Origin of the sequence: Serratia sp. 201, from assembly GCF_037027545.1 — a bacterium.
Lineage (GTDB): Bacteria > Pseudomonadota > Gammaproteobacteria > Enterobacterales > Enterobacteriaceae > Serratia > Serratia bockelmannii.
In genome coordinates this window covers 1,265,821-1,289,616 of the sequence record NZ_JAXCHC010000002.1, presented here as the reverse complement: position 1 = coordinate 1,289,616, position 23,796 = coordinate 1,265,821, and the positions used below count along the sequence as shown (strand labels likewise).

22 protein-coding genes are annotated in these 23,796 nt (G+C 61.3%); 10 read left to right on the top strand and 12 right to left on the bottom strand.

Annotated features, from left to right (window positions below; all coding sequences use genetic code 11):
* Nucleotides 1-92 precede the first annotated feature (92 nt).
* The 6 genes from WA302_RS14370 to pspA form a co-directional block, all read right to left on the bottom strand.
* On the bottom strand, nt 93-1,154 hold the full coding sequence (locus WA302_RS14370; protein ID WP_151428572.1) for a YcjF family protein: 1,062 nt from the start codon (nt 1,152-1,154) through the stop codon (nt 93-95).
* Nucleotides 1,151-2,548 (bottom strand): YcjX family protein, encoded by a 1,398-nt coding sequence (locus tag WA302_RS14365; RefSeq protein ID WP_025302998.1) that lies wholly within the window; start codon nt 2,546-2,548, stop codon nt 1,151-1,153. Before WA302_RS14365 ends, WA302_RS14370 begins: the two co-directional genes overlap by 4 nt.
* Nucleotides 2,529-2,795, bottom strand: coding sequence for a phage shock protein PspD (pspD, locus tag WA302_RS14360; RefSeq protein WP_025302999.1), 267 nt, complete (start codon nt 2,793-2,795; stop codon nt 2,529-2,531). Before pspD ends, WA302_RS14365 begins: the two co-directional genes overlap by 20 nt.
* Nucleotides 2,796-2,891: 96 nt before the next feature.
* Nucleotides 2,892-3,251: an envelope stress response membrane protein PspC gene (pspC, locus tag WA302_RS14355; protein ID WP_004930552.1), complete on the bottom strand. Its 360-nt coding sequence runs from the start codon at nt 3,249-3,251 to the stop codon at nt 2,892-2,894.
* Nucleotides 3,251-3,478 carry an envelope stress response membrane protein PspB gene (gene pspB, locus WA302_RS14350; RefSeq protein WP_004930553.1) on the bottom strand — a complete coding sequence of 76 codons (228 nt, stop codon included), beginning with the start codon at nt 3,476-3,478 and terminating at the stop codon, nt 3,251-3,253. The genes pspC and pspB overlap by 1 nt, the downstream gene beginning before the upstream one ends.
* A 63-nt stretch (nt 3,479-3,541) precedes the next feature.
* A complete protein-coding gene (gene pspA, locus WA302_RS14345) occupies nt 3,542-4,207 on the bottom strand; it encodes a phage shock protein PspA (protein ID WP_025303000.1) in 666 nt (221 codons plus the stop codon).
* Between the two features lie 184 nt (nt 4,208-4,391).
* Between pspA and pspF the strand changes: the two genes are divergently transcribed.
* Nucleotides 4,392-5,399: a phage shock protein operon transcriptional activator gene (gene pspF, locus WA302_RS14340; protein WP_025303001.1), complete on the top strand. Its 1,008-nt coding sequence runs from the start codon at nt 4,392-4,394 to the stop codon at nt 5,397-5,399.
* Between the two features lie 193 nt (nt 5,400-5,592).
* Here pspF and zigA read toward each other — a convergent pair whose 3' ends face one another.
* Genes zigA through folE2 form a run of 3 tightly spaced genes read right to left on the bottom strand, consistent with a single transcriptional unit; the run spans nt 5,593 to nt 8,267 of the window.
* Complete coding sequence (gene zigA, locus WA302_RS14335; RefSeq protein ID WP_336064314.1) at nt 5,593-6,780, bottom strand: zinc metallochaperone GTPase ZigA; 1,188 nt, start codon at nt 6,778-6,780, stop codon at nt 5,593-5,595.
* A 10-nt stretch (nt 6,781-6,790) separates the two neighbouring features.
* The gene (locus WA302_RS14330) at nt 6,791-7,351 is read right to left on the bottom strand and encodes a carbonate dehydratase (protein WP_089191865.1); all 561 of its coding nucleotides are present in this window, start codon (nt 7,349-7,351) and stop codon (nt 6,791-6,793) included.
* Nucleotides 7,341-8,267 (bottom strand): GTP cyclohydrolase FolE2, encoded by a 927-nt coding sequence (gene folE2, locus WA302_RS14325; protein WP_336064311.1) that lies wholly within the window; start codon nt 8,265-8,267, stop codon nt 7,341-7,343. Before folE2 ends, WA302_RS14330 begins: the two co-directional genes overlap by 11 nt.
* 204 nt (nt 8,268-8,471) lie before the next feature.
* Here folE2 and sapA point away from each other — a divergent pair, with 204 nt between their 5' ends.
* From sapA to WA302_RS14295, 6 genes are all read left to right on the top strand, one after another.
* Nucleotides 8,472-10,121 carry an ABC transporter substrate-binding protein SapA gene (gene sapA, locus WA302_RS14320; protein ID WP_049207454.1) on the top strand — a complete coding sequence of 550 codons (1,650 nt, stop codon included), beginning with the start codon at nt 8,472-8,474 and terminating at the stop codon, nt 10,119-10,121.
* Nucleotides 10,118-11,083, top strand: coding sequence for a putrescine export ABC transporter permease SapB (gene sapB / locus WA302_RS14315; RefSeq protein ID WP_004930575.1), 966 nt, complete (start codon nt 10,118-10,120; stop codon nt 11,081-11,083). Before sapA ends, sapB begins: the two co-directional genes overlap by 4 nt.
* Entirely contained in the window at nt 11,070-11,960 is an 891-nt protein-coding gene (sapC, locus tag WA302_RS14310; protein ID WP_004930580.1) for a putrescine export ABC transporter permease SapC, read from the top strand. Before sapB ends, sapC begins: the two co-directional genes overlap by 14 nt.
* On the top strand, nt 11,960-12,952 hold the full coding sequence (sapD, locus tag WA302_RS14305; protein WP_019452674.1) for a putrescine export ABC transporter ATP-binding protein SapD: 993 nt from the start codon (nt 11,960-11,962) through the stop codon (nt 12,950-12,952). The genes sapC and sapD overlap by 1 nt, the downstream gene beginning before the upstream one ends.
* Before the next feature lies 1 nt (nt 12,953).
* On the top strand, nt 12,954-13,766 hold the full coding sequence (gene sapF / locus WA302_RS14300; RefSeq protein WP_016927550.1) for a putrescine export ABC transporter ATP-binding protein SapF: 813 nt from the start codon (nt 12,954-12,956) through the stop codon (nt 13,764-13,766).
* A 424-nt stretch (nt 13,767-14,190) separates the two neighbouring features.
* Complete coding sequence (locus tag WA302_RS14295) at nt 14,191-15,375, top strand: CMD domain-containing protein (protein ID WP_336064304.1); 1,185 nt, start codon at nt 14,191-14,193, stop codon at nt 15,373-15,375.
* Between the two features lie 43 nt (nt 15,376-15,418).
* Here WA302_RS14295 and WA302_RS14290 read toward each other — a convergent pair whose 3' ends face one another.
* Together WA302_RS14290 and dacD are read right to left on the bottom strand one after the other, a co-directional pair.
* The gene (locus WA302_RS14290) at nt 15,419-16,324 is read right to left on the bottom strand and encodes a LysR family transcriptional regulator (protein ID WP_025303008.1); all 906 of its coding nucleotides are present in this window, start codon (nt 16,322-16,324) and stop codon (nt 15,419-15,421) included.
* Nucleotides 16,325-16,388: 64 nt separating this feature from the next.
* Nucleotides 16,389-17,558: a serine-type D-Ala-D-Ala carboxypeptidase DacD gene (gene dacD / locus WA302_RS14285; protein WP_336064302.1), complete on the bottom strand. Its 1,170-nt coding sequence runs from the start codon at nt 17,556-17,558 to the stop codon at nt 16,389-16,391.
* 282 nt (nt 17,559-17,840) lie between these two features.
* Between dacD and WA302_RS14280 the strand changes: the two genes are divergently transcribed.
* Entirely contained in the window at nt 17,841-20,147 is a 2,307-nt protein-coding gene (locus WA302_RS14280) for an FdhF/YdeP family oxidoreductase (RefSeq protein ID WP_049205483.1), read from the top strand.
* A gap of 15 nt (nt 20,148-20,162) precedes the next feature.
* On the opposite strand, the gene WA302_RS14275 is transcribed toward WA302_RS14280, so the two are convergent.
* On the bottom strand, nt 20,163-21,017 hold the full coding sequence (locus tag WA302_RS14275; protein ID WP_336064301.1) for a LysR family transcriptional regulator: 855 nt from the start codon (nt 21,015-21,017) through the stop codon (nt 20,163-20,165).
* A gap of 99 nt (nt 21,018-21,116) precedes the next feature.
* Between WA302_RS14275 and gloA the strand changes: the two genes are divergently transcribed.
* Together gloA and WA302_RS14265 are read left to right on the top strand one after the other, a co-directional pair.
* Complete coding sequence (gene gloA, locus WA302_RS14270) at nt 21,117-21,644, top strand: lactoylglutathione lyase (RefSeq protein ID WP_025303012.1); 528 nt, start codon at nt 21,117-21,119, stop codon at nt 21,642-21,644.
* Between the two features lie 187 nt (nt 21,645-21,831).
* A complete protein-coding gene (locus WA302_RS14265) occupies nt 21,832-23,766 on the top strand; it encodes an exoribonuclease II (RefSeq protein WP_025303013.1) in 1,935 nt (644 codons plus the stop codon).
* The last annotated feature ends 30 nt before the right edge of the window (nt 23,767-23,796 follow it).

Below are 23,796 nucleotides of genomic sequence, written 5' to 3'. Positions count from 1 at the left end.
AATCACAGGGGGATCGACTGTCGTCAAGTCTCGATTACGTCCGGCGTCGGTGCCGTTGAGAAAACGGCGCTCCTGGGAGCGCCGTCGCGGGGTTATTTGGCCTTGCCGTCGCTCTTTTTCAGCGTGTCTTTCAACTGGCCGATCAGCTGGCTGCGGAAATCGCCAAGCTTCGGTTTTTCCCCTTCCAGCCACGGCAGCGGGCGACACAGCTCCATCGCCTTGATGCCCAACCGCGCGGTCAACAACCCCGCGCCGATGCCCTGCGCCGCGCGCGCCGACAGCCGCGCCGCCAGATCCTGCGACATCCAGTCCATGCCCACTTCACGCACCAGTTCAGAGGCGCCGGCGAAGGCGATGTTGAGCAGCACCAGCCGGAACAGACGAATGCGGCTGAAGTAACCCAGTTCGATGCCGTACAGCGCCGCGATGCGGTTAATCAAACGGATGTTGCGCCAGGCGATAAACGCCATATCCACCAGCGCCAACGGGCTGACGGCAATCATCAGCGTCGATTCGGCGGCGGAGCGGCTGATTTCGCGCCGCGCCTGGTTGTCGAGCACTGGCTGTACCAGCTTGGTGTACAGCTCCACCACTTCACGGTCATTTTGGGTTTCATGCAACGAGGCCTGCCAGCGCTGCAACGCCGGATGCCCCTGATCCAGCCCGGCCTGACGCGCCAGCTTCTCGCAGAATTCGCGCCCTTGCCCCAGCCCGTGGCTGTGCAACAGCTCGCGCGCCACGTCGCGCTCTTCCGCGCGCTGGCGCAGCCGATACAAACGCCGCCATTCGGTGACCACCGAACCGACGCCGGCGAACACGATCAGGCCGCCGGCCACGCCGCCGCCCATGGCGATCCAGTCCTGTTGCACCCAAGCGGTATGCACCCACTGCACGCCCTGCGCCACCACGCTGACGCCGAACAGCGCCAGCCCGGCAGTGACCATTTTGCGCCACAGGCTGCGTTTAGGTTTCAGCGCGGCGTTGATGATGCCTTCGGCGCGCCCTTCTTCCTCTTCCTGCTGCAGTTCCGGCGCCGCCGGGAAAAAGCTTTCTGCCTGTTCGGCATCGAAAGCGACGCCGGCGCGCAACGCCGGCTCCTGCGGCGGCTGCAGCGGCTCGTCAAAATCGATACGCGGTTTGATCGGCTCGCTCATCGCAATTTGTCTCCCAATAAAAACTCCATCACCGCATCCAGGCGGATGTGCGGCAACGGGCTGTCCACGCTCATGGCGCGCGGACGAAACTCATCGAAGTGGAACCCCTGGTTCTGCCAGAACGCCGGTCCCGGCAGGCGGGCGGGCACTTCGCCGGGGAACACCGTCAGCGGTGCGCCGTCGCTCAGGCGGTTGCCCTTCAATGCCGGAATGCGTTGCCCCTGGTGATCGACGATGCCGCTCTCGGTCGCCTGCACCGAGGCCAGGCCGACGCAATCCATGCTAATGCCCTCGAACGCCGCGTTCTGCCACGCCTCTTGCACCAGCTGCTGCAGCAATGACACCAGATTGGCGTGCTGATCGGCGGTGATATGGTCCGCCTTGGTGGCGGCGAACATCAGTTTGTCGATGGTCGGCGAGAACAAGCGGCGAAACAGCGTGCGCTTGCCGTAATGGAAGCTCTGCATCAGTTGGGTCAGCGCCAGGCGCATGTCGTTGAACGCCTGCGGGCCGCTGTTGAGCGGCTGCAGGCAGTCAACCAGCACGATTTGCCGATCGAAACGAACGAAGTGTTCTTTGTAGAAGTTTTTGACGATCGACTGGCAGTAATAGTTGAAGCGAGCGCGCAACATGCCGATGTTGGTGTGTTTGTCGGCCTGCGCCAGCTTCGATTCGCCGATCGCGGCCACGTCGGGCCACGGGAAAAACTGCAGCGCCGGCGCGCCGGCCATGTCGCCCGGCAGCACGAAACGGCCTGGCTGAATGAAGTGCAGCCCTTCGCTTTTGCAGCGCAACAGATAATCGGTGTAGGCCTGGGCGATCGCCGCCAGCCGGTTTTCGTCGGCCGGAGCCAGCGGATCGCAGGCCTTGCACAGTTCAAGCCAGGGCTTGGCCCATTCGGCGCGTTCGCCCTGCAGCAGCCCGGTCATCTGGCGCGACCAGGCCAGGTAATCCTGTTCGAGCATCGGCAGATCCAGCAACCATTCGCCCGGATAATCGACGATCTCCAGGTACAGCGTGGAAGTGTCTTTGAAGTGCCGCAGCAGCGAGTCGTTGGAGCGGTAACGCAGCGCCAGCCGGATTTCGCTGACCCCGCGCGTCGGCGTCGGCCAGGCCGGCGGCGTGCCGTACAGCTGCGCCAGCCCTTCGTCATAGGTGAAACGCTGGATGCCGAGATCGCGTTGCGGGATGCGTTTGACGCCCAGCAGGCGCTCTTCGCGCACCGGTGAAAACAGCGGCATGCGCGCGCCGCTGTGCACATGCAGCAGTTGGTTGACGAAGGCGGTGATAAAGGCGGTTTTGCCGCTGCGGCTCAGGCCGGTCACCGCCAGGCGCAGATGGCGATCCATTCCGCGGTTGACCAGCGAGGTTAACTCATTTTGCAGTCGTTTCATTGCTCTCCTTGACGTAACGCCCGAATGCCTTGTTCAGGCCTTTACGGAACAGCGGTTCCAGCACCAGCGCCAGCACGACGCGCACCGGTTTACGGCCGACGGTTTTCAGCAGCCAGCCGGCGGCGCCCGCCGGGCCATAGTTCAATAACGCTATGATGATGACTTTAGCCAATGTCTTCAACATTGCCGCCGCTCCTCGTTTAAATCCACCCGTTCTGGCGGTGTTTGCAACATCGATTTTATTCATGACAATGCCCTCCGGCACAAGAGATTAAGGTTACATTCAACGGGATAACGGCGGCGAAGATGCCCGGCCTGCGCAGGCCGGGTATCGCAAGAAGGGTTACAGCTTGCGGAAACGGCTCTGTACGCCGAAGGTATCGGACGTCACGTAGCGCTCGACCTGACGCAGCTGCTGCTCGCCGCTGCCCAACTCATACTCCAGCTGATCGAGCAGCTGGCGCGGCGTCTTCTGATGCTCGCCTTCGAAACGGCTGGCCGGCGCTTCATCCAACACGAACACCAGCGCGATATAGGCCACCAGCGTGAAGAAGAACAGCCCGAAGAACAGCGACAGCACCACCATCACGCGGATCAGTCGCACCGGTACGTCGAAATAGTGCGCCAAACCGGCGCAGACGCCTTTCACCATGCCTTCTTCGGGAACGCGATAAAGCTTTTTACTGCCCAGCGTCGTGCTCATCAGGACTGTCTCCAGTTCGGGTGTTCCGCATCGAGGATCTCTTCCAGCGCCTGAATGCGTTCACGCATGCGTTTGGCATCTTCCGCCAGCTGCGCCAGGCGCTGCATTTCTTGCTGACTCAGCTGTATGCCGGTCTGTTGCCGATTGCTGTAATGCAGCCAAAGCCAAATCGGCGCGACAAACAGCACGAAAATTGTCAGCGGAATGGCAAGTAATAAAGCACTCATTGTTGTTCCTTCTTATCGGATCCTGGATAGGCGGCCACCTCCGGCGTGTGGCCGCGGCTCGCCTTACTCGGAGCGGTTCATTTTGGCTTTCAGCGCCGCCAGCTGCTCACTGATGGCGTCGTCGGCTTTCAGCTCGGCAAACTCCTGGTCCAGCGACTTCTTTTTACCAATGCTGATGCTTTCCGCTTCGGCTTCCATATGGTCGATGCGACGTTCGAACTGTTCGAAACGCGCCATCGCCTCATCCAGCTTGCCGCTGTCGAGCTGGCGGCGCACGTCACGAGAAGAAGATGCGGCCTGATGACGCAGCGCCAACGCCTGCTGCCGCGCACGGGTTTCGGTCAGTTTGTTTTCCAGCTCGCCGATTTCGCTCTTCATGCGCGCCAGCGTTTCTTCTACGGTCGCCACTTCCTGCGTCAGCGTAGCGATCAGATCGGCCACTTTTTGTTTTTCGATCAGCGCCGCACGGGCCAAGTCTTCTTTATCTTTGCGCAGCGCCAGTTCGGCTTTTTCCTGCCAGTCACTGACCTGGTTTTCACCCTGCTCGATGCGACGCAGCAGCTGCTTTTTCTCCGCCAGCGCACGCGCCGACGTAGAGCGAACTTCAACCAGCGTGTCTTCCATCTCTTGGATCATCAACCGCACCAGCTTCTGCGGATCTTCCGCCTTGTCCAGCAGGGTGTTGATGTTGGCGTTCACGATGTCGGCAAAACGAGAAAAAATACCCATAATTCACTTCCTCTTGGTTCTGATGGCGTCTGAAGCGCCGCGTTAAGTCGTACAGCTTGCCCAAAGAGATAATCAAAACCCGTGCCAACTTTTAAATTATTGAAAAACAACAACTCTTTATTTTTGACTCTCTGCGCGCTTGCTGTAGAGTGATTATTTTCACCAAACATTGGCGAATTTCATCATGAACGAACAGCCAGAGAATTTGTTGGGCGAGGCAAACGCCTTTGTCGAAGTCTTGGAGCAAGTCTCCCAGGTCGCCAAGCTGAACAAGCCGGTGCTGGTGATCGGCGAACGCGGCACCGGCAAGGAGTTGATCGCCCACCGTCTGCACTACCTCTCCAACCGTTGGCAAGGGCCGTTCATCTCGCTTAACTGCGCGGCGCTGAATGAAAACCTGCTGGATTCCGAACTGTTCGGCCACGAGGCCGGCGCGTTTACCGGCGCCCAAAAGCGCCATCTGGGCCGCTTCGAACGCGCCGACGGCGGTACGCTGTTCCTCGATGAGCTGGCAACCGCACCGATGCTGGTGCAGGAGAAATTGCTGCGGGTGATCGAATACGGTCAGTTGGAGCGCGTGGGCGGCAGCCAGCCGCTGCGGGTGGATGTGCGCCTGGTGTGCGCCACCAACGACGATCTGCCGGCGCTGGCGGCGGCGGGCAAGTTCCGCGCCGATCTGCTAGATCGGCTGGCGTTCGACGTGGTGCAACTGCCGCCACTGCGCCAACGGCGGCCCGATATCATGCTGTTGGCCGAGCATTTCGCCATTCAAATGTGCCGCGAGCTGGCGCTGCCGCTGTTTCCCGGCTTTACCGAACGTGCCAGGCAAACGTTGCTCGAGTATGGCTGGCCGGGCAACGTGCGCGAACTGAAAAACGTGGTGGAGCGTTCGGTCTATCGCCACGGCGACAGCGACAGCCCGCTGGATGAGATCGTCATCAACCCGTTTGCGCCACGCGAGGCCACGCCGGTCGCGCCCATTCCTGAAGACGCCGGCGCGTTACCGCCGTTGCCGTTGGATTTGAAACTCTGGCAGCTGGAGCAGGAGAAGGCATTGATCGAGGCGGCGCTGCAGCAGGGGCGGTTCAATCAGCGCAAGGCGGCGCAGCTGCTGGGGCTCACCTATCATCAGCTGCGCGGTATGCTGAAAAAGCATGCGCTGCTGCAAAACGGCGAAGCGGACGAGGAATAACAGGCAAAAAAAAAGCCAGCACCCGAGCTGGCTTAAAAAACACTGGAAGCAATGTGAGCAATGTCGTGCCTTCCACATCAGAGCCGCAAACTGTGGCCTTCCGTGAACTGCCAGGCGATGATAATAGTTATCAGTATCGTCTGTAAAGCACTTTGTTGAGAATTTTTCTCATTTCCACACGAAGATTGCGCAATTACCACTCAGGGAACGGGTCTGCCATGTCCAGCCAATAGTCCACGCCGGCGGCCATTTCATCGTCGCTCAACAAGCAGTCGTCCAGCAGACGCACGATCGTCGCCTGCTGCAAATGCTGGCCGATAAACACCAGCTCCTGGCGCATGTCGCCGAACGGTTCCACCCATTTCTCCTGAATATGCGCCCGCGTTTCGGGATCCTGTGGCCAGTTGTCTTGCGGGATGGCGCGCCAAAAGGTGCCCGCGAGGCCATAATGGGCGATGCCGCCCGCCTGGCTCCACTGCCCGGCCTGCCGCGGCCGCGTCGCCAGCCAGAAGAAGCCCTTCGACCGCAGCAGCTTGCCGCCTCCCCAGTCGCCGTTGATCACGCGGTAGAACTTGTCCGGCGCAAACGGCCGCCGAGCCTGATAGACAAAGCTGCTGATGCCGTAGCTTTCCGTTTCCGGCACGTGTTCGCCGCGCAGCTCTTTCAGCCAGCCGGGTGCCTGCTGAGCCTTTTCAAAGCTGAAGCTGCCGGTATTCAGCACTACCTCCAGCGGCAGTTTGCCCGGCGCGATCGGCACAATGCGGGCGTCCGGGTTCAGGCTGGCCAGCAGCGCCATCACTTCGCCCTGCTGGGTTGGCGTCAACAGATCGGTTTTGCTGACCAGGATCACGTCGCAGAATTCGATCTGCTCAATCAACAGGTCCGCCACGCTGCGCAGATCGTCCTCGCCCAGGCTTTGACCGGCCTCCTGAAGGCTTTGCGCCTGCTGATATTGCTGGATGAAATTCACCCCGTCGACCACCGTCACCAGGGTATCCAGCCGGGCGAACTGCGACAGGCTTTCCCCTTCTTCATCCTCGAAAATAAAGGTTTCCGCCACCGGCAGCGGTTCGGAGATGCCGCTCGATTCGATCAGCAGATAATCGAAGCGCCCGTCCTGCGCCAGCTCGCGCACCGACACCAGCAGGTCTTCGCGCAGCGTACAGCAGATGCAGCCGTTGCTCATCTCCACCAGCTTTTCCTGCTGGCGATCGAGGTGCACTTCATTCTCCACCAGCGCGGCGTCGATATTCACCTCGCTCATGTCGTTGACGATCACCGCCACGCGCATGCCCTGCCGGTTGTTCAGGATGTGGTTCAGCACCGTGGTCTTGCCGGCGCCGAGAAAGCCGGAAAGCACGGTCACGGGAAGTTGTTTCATGGAAACCTCATTAAAATTCATTGCGTAATGCCTGGTAACCGCGCACCAGCTCGACGTTGGTGGCGGCCACTTCTTCCGAAAACTGCAGCGCGCCGCGGTCGACCTGGCGATAGCGCGACAGGTCGCTGTCCGGCCCCACGCGTTCGGTCGAGGGGATATAGCGGTTTTCCGGCAGCGTTACGCCGTCCACGACCGCGTTGTAGCGCACCACGCAGCCGGACTGAACGTGGCAGTTGAACAGCACGCTGTTGAAGCCGATAAACACCCGATCGTCGATGCGGCACGGGCCGTGCACGATGGCGCGGTGGGCGATCGAGCTGTAACGGCCAATAGTCACCGCCGCCCCGCTCTTGGAATGGATCACCACGCCGTCCTGAATATTGGAGTGCGAGCCGATGACGATCGGCTCCATGTCGCCGATGGCGTTCAACTCATCGGCGCGAATTACCGCATACGGCCCGACGTAGACGAAATCTTCGACGATCACCCGGCCGCAAATAATGGCGGTGGGATCGATGTAGGCCAGCGGCGAGACCTGCGGCAGATGGCCGCTGGGATTTTTACGCAGCATGGTGTTCTCCCCGCCAGCTCAGCTTCGCCACCGCATTGTGGGCATGCAGGCTCTCCTGATGCTCGACGCGCAGCGAAAAAGCGCGGTAGTCGCACTGGCTGCGCAGCATGCGATACAGACGGCGCGCCGCGTCCTCGCAAAACATCAGGTTCTGACCGTTGGCCAATGCGAAGGCCTGCTCGTCGCAGCGTTTCACCAGCGTTTGCACCGGCGTGCCCAGCGCGTGTTCGATGCGGTCAATCAGTTTCACCGGTTCGAACGCCCGTTCATTCTCGGGCGTCACGGTGATCCAGGCCCAGCTGCGTTGGCTGTGGGGCGTGGCCGGCATACCTTGCTCCAGCAGCCACTCGCTCACCTGGCGTTGGCTGACCCGCTCCGCCGCCTGTTCAAAATCAAACTGAAACTGTTGCTGCGCCAACTGACGGCTGAGCGCCGCCGAACTCGGGCAGGTAGAGGAATAAGGCACGCCGACGGTCAGCGCCAGCGTCAGCGTGCCTGCCAGGGTGGCCTCGATGCGCAGCGGGTAAGCCTTCCAGCCACGCTGTGGCGACAGCAGCGCCGGACGTGACAGCAACAGCTCGCCGCTGATCGACAAGCTGGCGCGATCGCTGTGTTCTGGCTGCGAATCCAGAAAGGCCTGCAGCGTCCGGCCGATGCGCTGCGGCGTCAGCTCGCCCTGCGTCAATTCGTCCAGCGCCAGATACAGCCGCGACATGTGAATACCGCGTTCGCCCGCCGCTTCGGCGCGCAGGTTGATGCCGGCGTCGACCTTCGCCATCAATGGCTTGCCAGCCAGTTCCAGCGGCAGCGCGATCCCTTGCATCCCGACCCAATCGAGCCCGACATCACTCATTTCGCCGCGCCATGCCTGAGCGTCCGGCAGCGAACGGCGTGGTGGAAGTGCAACTTCGTTCATACATCCCCTTGCGTTATTGTGACTTTGCCGGGGAACGGTAACACGGTTTTGTTATATTATAACATAACATGAAAAACTTTTTTCTTGCCGCTGAACAGCCTGATTAATCAAGTCGCAGAAAACTCAGCGATTTTGTTCAATGGATTGGGCTGCTGGTCAGAGTACGATACACTAACGCTATTGCTGATTAACCCATGAGCCTCTATGCGTGGTTTACCCTTTTGGATACTGTCGTTGTGCCTGACGGGCTCTGCCCTGGCCGCGACAACACCGCCCGCGCCCAGCGCGGCGCCGCTGCCGGACATTCGCCAGAGCGGCTTTGTTTATTGCGTCAGCGGCATACTGAATACCTTCAACCCGCAAATGGCCAGCAGCGGCCTGACGGTGGATACCCTGGCCGCCCAGCTGTACGATCGCCTGCTGGACGTCGACCCGTACACCTACCGGCTGATCCCCGAACTGGCGCAAAGCTGGGAGGTGCTGGACAACGGCGCCACCTACCGCTTCCATCTGCGCAAGGACGTGCCGTTCCAGACCACCGCCTGGTTTACGCCCACCCGCAAGATGAACGCCGACGACGTGGTGTTCAGCTTCGCGCGCGTATTTGACCAAAAACACCCGTATCACGACGTCAACGGTGGCGAATACCCCTATTTCGACAGCCTGCAGTTCGGCGATTCGGTGCAGAGCGTGAGAAAGCTCGACGACTACACGGTGGAGATTCGCCTGCAGTCACCGGACGCCTCGTTCCTGTGGCACCTGGCGACCCACTACGCGCCGGTGCTGTCCGCCGAATACGCCGACACGCTGACGCGCCAAGGCCATCAGGAGCTGATCGACCGCGAGCCGGTCGGCAGCGGCCCGTTCCTGCTCAACGAATACCGCTCGGGGCAATATATTCGCCTGGCGCGCAACGCCGCCTACTGGAAAGGCCTGCCGCGCATGCCGCAGGTGGTGATCGATCTGGGCGCCGGCGGCACCGGCCGCCTCTCCAAGCTGCTGACCGGCGAGTGCGACGTACTGGCTTATCCGGCAGCCAGCCAGCTGTCGATCCTGCGCGACGATCCGCGCCTGCGCCTGACGCTGCGCCCTGGGATGAACATCGCTTATCTGGCGTTCAACACCCGCAAACCGCCGCTCGACAACCTCAATGTGCGCCAGGCGATTTCGCTGGCGATCAACAACCAACGATTGATGCAGTCGATCTATTACGGCACGGCGGAAACCGCCGCCTCAATCTTGCCGCGCGCCTCCTGGGCCTATGACAACGACGCGCACGTCACCGAGTACGATCCGGCCAAATCGCGCGAGATGCTGCGGCAGGCCGGCGTCGGCCAGCTGAACCTGAAGCTGTGGGTGCCGACCGCCTCGCAGTCTTACAACCCGAGCCCGCTGAAAACCGCCGAGCTGATCCAGGCCGATCTCGGCCAGGTGGGCATCAACGTCACCATCGTGCCGGTAGAAGGCCGTTTCCAAGAGGCGCGCCTGATGGAAATGAACCACGATCTGACCCTGACCGGCTGGGCCACCGACAGCAACGACCCGGACAGCTTCTTCCGGCCGCTGCTGAGCTGCGCGGCAATCCGTTCGCAAACCAACTATGCTCACTGGTGTGACCCAGGCTTCGACGAGGTGCTGCAGAACGCGCTGTTGTCGCAGCAGCTGTCTCAGCGCATCGACAACTACCGCAAGGCGCAGAAAATCCTCGAGCAGCAACTGCCGGTGCTGCCGCTGGCCTCTTCTTTGCGTCTGCAGGCCTACCGCTACGACATCAAGGGATTGGTGCTGAGCCCGTTCGGCAACGCCTCGTTCGCCGGGGTGTACCGTGAATCCGCGCCGGAGGTGAACAAGTGATTATCTTTACCCTGCGCCGCATTCTGCTGCTGCTGATCACGCTGTTCTTCCTGACGCTGGTCAGCTTCAGCCTGAGCTATTTCACGCCGCGCGCGCCGCTGAACGGCGCCGCCCTGCTGGACGCCTATCAGTTCTACTTCGTCAGCCTGCTGCACTGGGACTTCGGCGTCTCCAGCATCAACGGCCAGGCGATCAGCGAACAGCTGCGCGAAGTATTCCCGGCCACCATGGAACTGTGCCTGCTGGCGTTCGCCCTGGCGCTGTTTATCGGCATTCCGCTGGGCATCATCGCCGGCGTGCTGCGCGGCAAGTGGCAGGACACCGCCATCAGCACCTTCGCGCTGCTGGGCTTTTCAATGCCGGTGTTCTGGCTGGCGCTGCTGCTGATGCTGTTCTTCTCGCTGCATCTCGGCTGGCTGCCGGTTTCCGGCCGTTTCGATCTGCTGTATCAGGTAAAGCCTATCACCGGTTTCGCGCTGATCGACGCCTGGCTGTCGGACTCGCCATACCGCGCCGAGATGATCGGCAGCGCACTGCGTCACATGATCCTGCCGATCGCCGCGCTGGCGGTGGCGCCCACCACCGAAGTGGTGCGCCTGATGCGCATCAGCACCGACGATGTGCTGAGCCAAAACTACATCAAGGCCGCCGCTACCCGCGGCCTGTCGCGCTTCACCATCATTCGCCGCCACGTGTTGCACAATGCGCTGCCGCCAATTGTGCCCAAGCTGGGGCTGCAGTTCTCCACCATGCTCACGCTGGCAATGATCACCGAAGTGGTGTTCAGTTGGCCGGGCCTCGGCCGGTGGCTGATCAACGCCATTCGCCAGCAGGACTATGCGGCAATTTCCGCCGGCGTCATGGTGGTCGGCACGCTGGTGATCACCATTAACGTCCTGGCCGACATTCTGGGTGCGGCAACCAACCCGCTGAAACATAAGGAATGGTATGCCCTTCGATAACGTATACCGCGAGAAAAAGATGCCGAGCCCGCTGCGCTACACCTGGCGGATTTTCTATGGCGACGCGCTGGCGATGATCGGTTTTTACGGGGTGATCGCCCTGCTGCTACTGTCGCTGTTCGGCAGCCTGCTGGCGCCCTACGCGCTGGATCAGCAGTTCCTTGGTTATCAGCTGCTGCCGCCGTCGTGGTCGCGCTATGGCAACGTGTCGTTTTTCCTCGGCACCGACGATCTCGGGCGCGACATCCTCAGCCGCCTGTTGACCGGCACCGCCGCCACCTTCGGCTCCGCGCTGGCGGTGACGCTGGCCGCGGCGTTCTGCGGGGTGATCCTCGGCGTGTTCGCCGGCGTCACCCACGGGCTGCGCTCTGCGGTGCTCAACCACATCCTCGATACCCTGCTGTCGATTCCCTCGCTGCTGCTGGCGATCGTGGTGGTGGCGTTTATCGGCCCCAAACTTGAACACGCCATGCTGGCGGTGTGGCTCGCCTTGTTGCCGCGCATGGTGCGCACTATCTACAGCGCGGTGCACGACGAACTGGAGAAAGAGTACGTGGTGGCGGCCCGGCTTGACGGCGCTTCCACGCTGCAGATCTTGTGGTACGCGGTCATGCCGAACATCGCGGCGGTGTTGGTGACCGAGTTCACCCGCGCGCTGTCGATGGCCATTTTGGATATCGCCGCACTCGGCTTCCTCGATCTCGGCGCGCAGCTGCCTTCGCCGGAATGGGGAGCGATGCTCGGCGATTCGCTCGAGCTGGTGTACGTTGCGCCCTGGACGGTGATGCTGCCCGGCGCGGCCATCCTCGTCAGCGTGCTGCTGGTTAACCTGTTAGGCGACGGTATGCGCCGCGCAATCAATGCCGGGGTGGAATAATGCCGTTACTCGATATCCGCAATCTGACGATTGAATTTATGACCGCCGAAGGGCCGGTCAAGGCGGTCGATCGCGTCAGCATGACGCTGACCGAGGGCGAGGTGCGCGGCCTGGTGGGTGAATCGGGCTCCGGCAAGAGCCTGATCGCCAAGGCCATCTGCGGCGTGACCAAAGACAACTGGCGCGTCACCGCCGATCGCTTTCGCTTCGACGACATCGACCTGCTGCAGCTAAGCCCGCGCGAGCGGCGCAGGCTGGTGGGCCACAACGTCTCGATGATCTTCCAGGAGCCGCAGTCCTGTCTCGATCCTTCCGAAAGCATCGGCCGCCAGCTGGCGCAGGCCATCCCAGGCTGGACCTACAAGGGCCGCTGGTGGCAACGCTTCAACTGGCGCAAACGCCGCGCCATCGAACTGCTGCACCGCGTCGGCATCAAGGATCACGACGACATCATGGGCAGCTTCCCGTACGAGCTGACCGAGGGCGAGTGCCAGAAAGTGATGATCGCCATCGCGCTGGCCAACCAGCCGCGCCTGCTGATCGCCGATGAGCCGACCAATGCCATGGAGCCGACCACTCAGGCGCAGATTTTCCGCCTGTTGGCGCGCCTCAACCAGAACAACAATACCACCATTCTGCTGATCAGCCACGACCTGCAGATGATGAGCAAGTGGGCCGACCGGGTGAACGTCTTGTACTGCGGGCAAACGGTGGAGAGCGCCCAGTGCGAAGAGCTGCTGGCGGCGCCGCACCACCCTTATACCCAGGCGCTGATCCGCGCCATGCCGGACTTCGGCCGCTCGCTGCCGCACAAAAGCCGGTTGAACACGCTACCGGGCGCCATTCCTTCGCTGGAACACCTGCCGATCGGCTGCCGCCTGGGGCCGCGCTGCCCTTACGCGCAGAAGAAGTGCATCGAAACGCCGCGCCTGCGCCCGGTCAAAAACCACTTCTTCGCCTGCCACTTCCCGCTGAACATGGAGGAGCAATAACATGGAAACGCTGTTGGAAGTGCGCAACCTGAGCAAAACCTACCGCTACCGCACCGGGCTGTTCCGCCGTCAGCACGTCGAGGCGGTGAAATCCGTCAGCTTTACCCTGCGTGAAGGTCAGACGCTGGCGGTGATCGGTGAAAACGGCTCTGGCAAATCCACGCTGGCGAAAATGCTCTCCGGCATGGTGGAACCGACCGCCGGCGAACTGCTGATCGACGATCATCCGCTGGCGTTCGGTGATTATCGCTACCGCAGCCAGCGCATTCGTATGATTTTTCAGGATCCGAGCACCTCGCTCAACCCGCGTCAGCGCATCGGCCAGCTGCTGGATGCGCCGCTGCGGTTGAACACCGATCTGGAGCCCGCCGAGCGCGAGCAGCGTATCAACCAAACGCTGCGCCAGGTCGGCATGCTGCCGGATCACGCTTACTACTATCCGCACATGCTGGCTTCTGGGCAAAAACAGCGCGTCGCGCTGGCCCGTGCGCTGATCCTGCAGCCGAAGGTGATCGTCGCCGATGAGGCGCTGGCCTCGCTGGACATGTCGATGCGCTCGCAAATCATCAACCTGATGCTGGAACTGCAGGAAAAACACGGCATTTCCTATATCTACGTCACCCAGCATCTCGGCATGATGAAGCATATCAGCGACCAGGTGCTGGTGATGCACGAAGGGGAGATCGTCGAACGCGGCAGCACCGCCGAGGTGTTGGCGGCGCCGCTGCACGAATTGACCAAGCGTCTTATCGCCAGCCACTTCGGCGAGGCGCTGACCGCCGACGCCTGGCGACGCGACGGCGGCCGTTTCTGAGCCCCGTCCTGGCCTGCAACAAACCCGCTGCGGCGGGTTTTTTATTGCTGCGCGCCTCGGTCGCTTAGCGAGAAAATGCACATACAAATTACATTCTTGTTATATATCCTTATATTTTATTCCTTTCAGTTATTGATTAGTCCGTAACATTATTTTATCTCGCCAGGGCGATCGGTGAGGATATCCCCTACGTTGAGCCTCTCATACGACAGGATATCGCACTGATGAACAGCCTTCGCCATCGCCGCCTCGCGCAGTTTCTGCTCACGCTGGCCACCGGTTTCTCTGTTTACGGCCACGCGCTGTACTGCGATGAGCTGCGCTAAATCCGCCTTTCGCCCCGCCTGCGGGCATGTTGCCTCTTTGTCCAGCCACCGCTGCCGTACGCAGCGGTGGCTGTTGATCATGATTAAGGATTGACCCTATGGAACGACTCCGTCGACAACATAATGCCCAGTGGTATCACGAAACCCAAAGCAGCGTGCGGGGCGATACGCCGTTGGAGCCGCAGGCGGCTACCCTGCGCGATCGTTTTCTGCTGGGGCTGGGTGCCTTCGCCGATGAAGCGTTAAACAGCGCGCTCGGCGCTCGCGCCGGGGTATTCAACGCCTCACTGGCCGGTTACCACGCCCTGTTTCCCGACCAGGTGTCGCTATCACGATACGTGACATTGTCACCCTACGATCGCCTCAGCACCGCACTGACCGTCGCTCAGGTGACCGGCGTGCAGTCCCTCTGTAGCCACTATGCCGCCCGCCTCGCCCCGCTGCACAGCCCGGACGCCTCCCGGGAAAGCAATATCCGGCTCGCCCAGATCACCCAATATGCCCGCCAGCTTGCCAGCCAACCCACGCTGATTTGCCGCAAGGCGCTGCAACAGCTTGTCGACGTCGGGCTGAGCCCTGCGGATATCGTCACCTTTTCGCAAATCATCGGTTTTGTCAGCTATCAGGCGCGTGTGGTAGCTGGCATCGCGGCGTTAGCCGGCCGACCGGCGGTAGTGGTGCCCGGCTTCCCGAATGTCGAAGACGCCGATGGCGTCGCTTTCAGTACCGAAGAACTGAGCTGGACTGCGCGGCTGCCGCCGATCGACACGGAAACCGCCGCCGCCGAACAGCTTGACGTGTTGGATCAGAGCCACCCGCAGGCGCGCGCCGAATCTTATTATCTACTGTTAGCGCACGATGCCGCCGCACTGCGCGAACGCAACGGCGTGTTCAATGGCATCAATGCCGAAGGGTATGGGTTATCGAGCCGCCTGAAGGCGCTGGCGACGCTGGTGGTCTCGCGCATCAACGGCAGCCGTTACTGCGCGGCCACGGTGGCGCATGAAATGCAGGATGACGGATTGGTACAGGCGCTGTTCACCGGGCTGCCTCAGGGATTGGCCTCTACCGAGGATACGGTCAAACGCGCGGTGATCCACACCGCCGCCGAGCTGACGCGCGCACCGGAGAAATTTACCCCACAGAGCGTGCAGCCGTTGTTCAACAGCGGTCTGAATCAGGCGCAGGCGCTGGAAGTGATCCTCACCGCCGCACTCTACGCCTGGGAAAATCGCCTGCGCCAAACGTTGGGCGATGCAACATCTTCCATCACCACCGACTGAATACCGCTATGCGGCCTTATTACCGGCCGCAATACGGCGCGTTTTAGACATTCTGCTGACGCAGCCACTCGCTGGCGGCATCGAAGAACTTTTGCGCCAACGGCGTAGCGCGCTCCGCCATATCGACGACCACCGCCGCATGACGCGGCATGGCGCCGATGGCCACCGGACGCCGCTGCAACGCCGGCATCAACGGCGATTGCAGCTGGCCGCGCGGGAACAGTCCGCAGCCCAAACCGACGAAAATACCTTCGAGCAGTTGGAAGATCGACGCGGTCTCAAGCCGCGTGTGCAGCGTCAACCCGGCGTCGCGAAAGTGTTGATCGAGATAGCGGCGGAAATAACGCGTCGGCTCGGCGAGACACAACGGCAAGGCGGCCACCGCCTCCAGCGGCAACGGCGTATCGCCCACCAGCTTCGGGAAATGTTGCGGATGAAATACCAGCTCGACGCCGGTTTCCACCAGCGGTTGCGATTGGAAATGCAGCTCCTTCAAGGTCGACAGCTCGAAAAAGCCGATGCCGATGTCGACGGTGTGCGCCGTCAGCGCCTCCAACAGCTGATCAGCGCTCAGCACCGCCAGCCGGTAATCGAGATGCGGGTAACGTTCGCTGACCGCCTTGAGCATTTCCGATACCGAGATACTGCACTGCGGCACCACGCCGAGGCGCAGCGTGCCGTGCAAACCGTGCTTGAGCGACTCCACTTCCAGCTTCAGCCCCTGATAAACCGAGACGATCTCACGCGCCCACGCCAACACCCGCTCGCCTTCGGCGGTAAAACCGCCGAAATGGTTGCCGCGGTTAATCAGCGAAACGCCCAGCTCTTTTTCCAGATTTTTCAATCGCATGGATAGCGTCGGCTGGCTGACGAAGCTGGCCTCCGCCGCCCGGCCGAAGTGGCGCTCTCGTTCCAGATTGCACAAATAAATCAGTTGTTTAATATCCATAGCGCAGCTCAATGATCGGCATTCGCACCAGTATACCACCGGGGGCCGCCGCCCGCCCGACGAGTCAGAGCCTCAGCTTCACGTAATCCACCAGGCGCGAGAACACGCCGCCCTGCGGTACCGCCTGCAGCGCCACCAGCGGTAGGGTTTTCACTACCTGGCCATTGTCGCTGATGCGGATCTCGCCGACGGTTTGCCCTTTACCAATCGGCGCTTCCAGCCGCGCGGTATTGATCACGTACTGCGCCTTCAGCTTGTCCGCTTCGTTTTTTGGCAGGCTGAGCGACTGCTCTTGCACGCTGCCGACCGGTAACCGGTGATTCTCGCCGTACCAGACTGGCTCTTCCCCCAGGCTCTGGCCGGCGCTGAACAGGTGTACCGTGGTAAAGTCGCGCAGCCCCCAGCTCAGCAGCTTGCGCGCCTGTTCCTCGCGGCCTTTGGAACTTTTGCCGCCCATCACCACGGCAATCAGGCGGCGATCCCCTTCGGTGGCGGAGGCGATGATGTTGAAGCCGGCCGAGGCGGTGTGCCCAGTTTTCAACCCATCGACGTGCAGCGTCTTATCCCACAGCAGGCCGTTGCGGTTCTGCTGCGTGATACCGTTCCAGGTCAGCGATTTCTCGCTGTACATGTGGTATTCCGCCGGCTCACTCATGATGATGGCGCGCGCAACCACCGCCAGATCGCCGGCGGTGGTGAATTGCCCCGGCGCATCCAGCCCGTGTACCGTTTCGAAATAGGTGTTCTGCAGGCCCAGCTGCGCGCTCTTCTCGTTCATCAGCTTGACGAAGTTGGCCTGGCTGCCCGCCACATAGTCCGCCATCGCCACGCAGGCGTCGTTGCCGGAATCGATGATGATGCCGCGGCTGAGATCGCGAACCGTGACCCTGTCACCAGGCTTCAGGAACATCAACGAAGAGCCTTTGAACACCGGGTTGCCCTGCGCCCAGGCGTCTTTCCCCACGGTGACGACATCGTCGAGGCCAATCTTGTGCTGATCGAGCGCGTGGTCGATCACCAACCCGGTCATGAGTTTGGTCAAGCTGGCCGGGTTGCGCCGTTCGTCGGCATTGCCGGCCGCCAGTACCTGGCCGGTGGTGTAATCCATCAAAACGTAAGAGGCGGCGTCTATCGCCGGTGGGGTCATGGTGGGAAAATGGGGCGTTGTTTCCGCCGCCTGCGCCGCTAAAGGCAGTAATATACCGCCGATCACCACTGATACTGAACGCTTCACGCTGTGTTCCTCAGGCCCGCAGGCTGAATAAAATGCCAATATAATCCGCGAGATAGACTGCATGAATTCACTTTCAGACGAAACCATTACTCTTTTGCAGCGGGTGTCTTTATGCAACCATTTGTTTAGGTCAGCGTCCGCCTGCGATAGATACGCTCTATGCCGCCATTGCCCCATTCGATTAGACGCCTGCCTGCCACGCCCCTAAACTTGTGACATAAATACGCAAGACGCATAAAAAAGCGTTTACTTTTTAGCTACAACCACCTGCGAAGTGTCACCATGAAATTCAAACCGTCAATCAAGCCTTATACCGGCCCAGCGGGCGGCTGGGGTTCGCTTGAAGCCACCACCCGCTTTGTCCTCGACAGTAAACAAACGCTAAAAAACATGCGCAACCTGATGCGCGTCAACAAGGCACGCGGCTTCGACTGCCCCGGTTGCGCCTGGGGCGACGACAACCACAGCACCTTCAGCTTCTGCGAAAACGGCGCCAAAGCGGTCAGTTGGGAAGCGACGCGCAGCGCCGTGGAGCCTGAGTTCTTCGCCGCCCACAGCGTCAGCACCCTGCAGCAGCAGAGCGACTATTTCCTCGAATACCAGGGTCGCCTCACCCATCCGATGCGCTACAACGCCGAAACCGACCACTATGAGCCTATCCATTGGCCGGACGCGCTGGCGCTGATCGCCAAGCACATCAACGGTATGGACAACCCGAACCAGATCGAGCTGTATACCTCGGGCCGCGCCAGCAACGAAGCGTCGTACCTTTATCAGCTGTTCGGCCGCATGCTCGGCACCAGCAATTTCCCCGACTGCTCCAACATGTGTCACGAAGCGAGCGGCGTCGGGCTGAAGCAGAGCATCGGCGTTGGCAAAGGCACCATCCGCATCGATGACTTCGAAAAGGCCGACGCCATCTTCGTGTTCGGTCAAAACCCCGGCACCAACCACCCGCGCATGTTGCACAGCCTGAAAAACGCCGCCCGACGCGGCGCGCGTATCGTCAGTTTCAACACCCTGCGCGAACGTGGGCTGGAAAGGTTCGCCGATCCGCAGGATCCGGTACAGATGCTGACGCCAAAATCCTCGCCGATCAGCTCTTCCTATTACCAGCCAAATCTGGGCGGCGATATGGCAGCGGTGCGCGGCATGGTGAAAGCGCTGCTGGAAACTCACCGCCAGCGTATGGCCGCTGGTGAACCCGCCCTGTTCGACCTGGCATTTATCGAACAGCACAGCGTCGGCGTGGAGGCTTACCTGGCGCAGGTGGACGCGACCGAGTGGCAGACCATTACCGCGCAATCGGGCCTGAGCGAAGCGCAATTGCGCCAGGCGGCGGCCACCTACCAGGGTGCCGAACGGGTGATCTGCACCTGGGCGATGGGCGTGACTCAGCATAAACACTCTATTGCGACGGTGCGTGAAATCACCAACCTGCAGCTGCTGTTCGGGCAACTGGGTAAACCGGGCGCCGGTCTGTGCCCGGTGCGCGGCCACAGCAACGTCCAGGGTAACCGCACCATGGGGATTGATGAGAAGTCGCCGAAGGCACTGCTCGACAGCCTGGAACGCCACTTTAACTTCACCGCCAATCGCGCGGTGGGGCACAACACGGTGGAAGCGATCGAAGCGATGCTGCGCGGCGAAGTGAAAGTGCTGATCGCGCTGGGCGGCAACCTGGCCGCCGCAGCGCCGGACACCGAGCGCACCGCCCGCGCCCTGCGCAACTGCGATTTGACGGTGCATATCAGCACCAAGCTTAATCGCAGCCACCTGGTGACCGGCAAAGACGCGCTGATCCTGCCGACGCTCGGCCGCACCGAACTGGATATGCAGGCCAGCGGCTCGCAGTACATCACGGTCGAGGATTCATTCAGCATGGTTCACGCTTCGGAAGGCATCGGCAAACCGCTGGCGGATACTCAACGTTCAGAGACGGCGATCGTCTGCGGCATCGCCGACGCCGTGCTGGGTACGCAACAGCTGGACTGGCTGGAACTGGCCGACGACTATTCGCTGATCCGCGATCATATCGCCGTCACCATTCCCGGCTTCGAGGATTTCAACCGGCGCTGCGACCAGCCCGGCGGTTTCTACCTGGGCAATGCCGCCGCCGAACTGCGCTTCGCCACGCCGAGCGGCAAGGCGGAATTCAGCGCCGCCGCGCTGCCGACCACCCTGTTCCCGCAGCTGGGCGACGAGCAAGCGCCGTTTACCCTGCAGACGCTGCGCTCGCACGATCAGTACAACACCACCATCTATGGTCTGGATGACCGCTACCGCGGCGTTTACGGCCAGCGCGAAGTGTTGTTCATCCATCCGGAGGATCTGGCGGCACTGGGCCTACAGGATGGCGAACGGGTAGAGATAGAAACCCTGTGGAACGATGGCGTGGTGCGTAAAGTGGACGGGTTCAAGCTGGTGAGTTACGACATTCCGCGTGGCAACCTGGCGGCCTACTACCCGGAAACCAACCCGCTGGTGCCGCTGGCCAGCTTCGGCGACGGTACCGGCACCCCGACCTCGAAGTCGATCCCGGTGGTGATTCGCCGCAGCGAGCAGCAACCCTCGCTGCGTATTGCCTGAACATGCGCGCCCGGTTCACGCCGGGCGCACCAATATTTCCAGGATAGTCTGCAACTCGTCGGACAGCTGATGCCGTCGCCAGACGAAGTACAGATCGCTCACGCCCTCCTCACCCATTTCCACCACCTTCAACCCTGGTGCCGGCAAGATCAGCGGCAGCAACGAACCGGGCACGCAGGCCACGCCGCAACCGGCCTGCACGCAGGCCGCCATCGCGGCATAAGACTCCATTTCCAGCGTCATGCGCGGTTTCAGCCCGCGCGAGGCCAGCCAGTGATCCACCTTCAGGCGAAACGAACATTCGCGGCTGAACGTGTAAAACTCCAGCGGCACCAGCGTGGCGGCGTCGGGTTCCCCGACATCGGCCGGCATCAGCAATACCAGCCGTTCATCGAATGCCTTTTGGCTGGCCAGTAACGGATGCTCAATCGGGCCGTCGGTGATCGCCAGGTCGAGATCGCTGTCGATCAGCATGCGTTCCAGCACCAGCGAGTCGCGGCTCAGTACGTTGATGTGCAGATGAGGCTGTAAACGGCGCAGCCTGGCAATACGCGCCGGTAAATGGCTGACCAGCGAGAAATCCAGCGCCCCGAGGTTCAGCAGCCCATGCTGATGCTCGCCGGCGAACAGCTGCTTGCTGCGCTCCGCCTGCGCCACGATGTCGCGCGCCTGCTGGTAGAACAGCCGCCCTTTGGGATTGACGTACAGCCGGTTCTTGTCGCGGAAAAACAGCTCGCCGCCCAGCGACTCCTCTAGTTCACGCAGCCGCAGCGTGACGTTGGAAGGCACGCAGTGCAGCTCGCGGGCGGCGGCGGCGATGGTTTTGTGTTCCACCACGGTGCAGAAAAACTTCAGCTGGCTCAGCTTCATCTATCATTCACTTTTAGTTAGTGTTTTAGTTAAAAACAATTACTTTAGATTAGCATCGATTTCACCTACAGTCTGCCGACACCCTGAGGAGGATCACTGATGCCACTGAATGATTTACTGACGCTGCCCGGCGTGGCGGCCCAACCGGACGCGGTTACCGACGGTTACGTGTTCAACCACACCATGATCCGCGTGAAGGATCTGGCCAAAGCGCTGGATTTCTATACGCGCGTGCTGGGCTTTACCCCGGTCTATCTGGAAGAGTTCAAAGAAGCCGCTTTCACCATCTGCTACCTGACGCGCAGCCCGCGCGAGCAGATCCCGCAGGATGACGACGAACGCAAACGCTGGGCGCTGAGCCAGCCGGGTATTCTCGAGCTGACCCATAACCACGGCACCGAAAATCAGGCGGATTTCCACTACCACAACGGCAACAGCGAACCGCGCGGCTTTGGCCACCTGTGTGTCACGGTGCCGGACGTGCGCGCCGCCTGCGAGCGGTTTGAGCGCCTGGGCGTCACCTTCCAGAAACGCCTGCATGAAGGCCGCATGAACTACGTGGCGTTCATTCGCGATCCGGACGATTACTGGATTGAAATCCTGCAGCCGACGCCGCTGCGGGACTGATTGTCCCACGCCCTTCACCCCGGCCTGCGCGCCGGGGTTTTTCATCGTTCGCCCTTCGATTGACCATTCTTGCGCAAAATCGCGCGGCAACGCGGGGTTCCGTGACGTTAGGCTTGCTCGCAGCGGGTGATTCGCGTAAAACTGTCAGCCGCAAATCTTGCCACTCACAACCCATTCACTGGACGATATGTTTCAAGATAACCCGCTGCTGGCGCAGCTTAAACAGCAACTTCACTCTCAGACCCCGCGCGTTGAAGGCGTCGTGAAAGGGACCGAGAAAGGCTTTGGCTTTCTTGAAGTAGACGGTCAAAAAAGCTACTTCATTCCACCGCCGTACATGAAGAAAGTCATGCACGGGGATCGCATTATCGCCACCCTGCACACCGAGAAAGAGCGCGAAATCGCCGAGCCGGAAACCCTGGTCGAGCCGTTCCTGTCGCGCTTTGTCGGCCGCGTGCAAAAGCGCGACGATCGCCTGTCCATCGTGCCCGATCATCCGTTGCTGAAAGATGCGATTCCGTGCCGCCCGGTGCGTGAACTGACCCACAACTTCCAGGCCGGCGACTGGGCGGTGGCGGAAATGCGCCGCCATCCGCTGAAAGGCGATCGCGGCTTCAACGCCGACCTGACCCACTTTATCACCGAAGGCGAAGACCATTTCGCCCCGTGGTGGGTGACGCTGGCGCGTCACAACCTGGAAAAAGAGGCGCCGGAGATGCAGGCCCTCAGCGAGCCGGACGCTGCGCTGGTGCGTGAAGATCTGACCGCGCTCGAATTCGTCACCATCGACAGCGCCAGCACCGAGGACATGGACGATGCGCTGTACGTGACCGACAACGGTGACGGTTCGCTGCAGTTGACCATCGCCATCGCCGATCCGACTGCCTACGTCGAACAAGGCAGCAAGCTGGACGATATCGCCCGCGTGCGCGCCTTCACCAATTACCTGCCGGGCTTCAACATCCCGATGCTGCCGCGCGATCTGTCGGACAACCTGTGCTCGCTGCGCCCTAACGAGCGCCGCCAGGTGCTGGCTTGCCGCGTGACCATCGCCGCCGACGGCGCGCTAGGCGACGATATTCAGTTCTTCGCCGCCGAGATCGAATCCAAAGCCAAACTGGTGTACGACGAAGTCTCCGACTGGCTGGACGGCATTGCCGGCTGGCAACCGCCGAGCGACGCCATCGCGCAACAAATCACCCTGCTGAAGCGCGTTTGCGATGCGCGCAATGCCTGGCGCCACCAGCATGCGCTGGTGTTCAAAGATCGTCCGGACTACCGCTTCGTGCTGGGTGAAAAAGGCGACGTGCTGGAGATCGTTACCGAGCAGCGCCGCAGCGCCAACCGCATCGTTGAAGAGTGCATGATCGCCGCCAACGTCTGCGCCGCCATCGTGCTGCGCGATCGCCTGGGCTTCGGCGTGTACAACGTGCACACCGGTTTCGATCCTGCGCTGGTTGAACAAGCGGTCACCGTGCTGCAGGCCAACGGCGTGGAAGCCGAAGCCGAGAAGCTGCTGACCCTCGACGGTTTCTGCGAACTGCGCCGCCACCTGGATGCGCAGCCGACCCAGTTCCTCGACAGCCGCATCCGTCGCTTCCAGACCTTCGCCGAGATCAGCACTACGCCGGGGCCACACTTCGGTCTGGGTCTGGAGGCTTACGCCACCTGGACATCGCCGATCCGTAAATACGGCGATATGGTCAACCATCGTCTGCTGAAGGCGATCATCAACCAGCAACCGGCGGAAAAGCCACAGGATGACGTCACGGTGCAGCTGGCGGAGCGCCGCCGCCTGAACCGCATGGCGGAGCGCGACGTCGGCGACTGGCTGTACGCCCGCTTCCTGCAGGACAAGGCCGGTACCGATACCCGCTTCAACGCCGAGATCATCGACGTGACCCGTGGCGGCCTGCGTGTACGCCTGCTGGACAACGGCGCGGTTGCCTTCATCCCGGCACCGTTCATTCACGCGGTGCGTGACGAGATGCAGTGCAGCCAGGAAACCGGCACCGTGCAGATTAAAGGCGAAGTGGTTTACCGCCAGAGCGATACCTTGCAGGTCACCATCGCCGAAGTGCGCATGGAAACCCGCAGCGTGATCGCCCGCCCGGCGGCCTGAACGCCAGCCTGAAACGGTCGCAACGCAAAG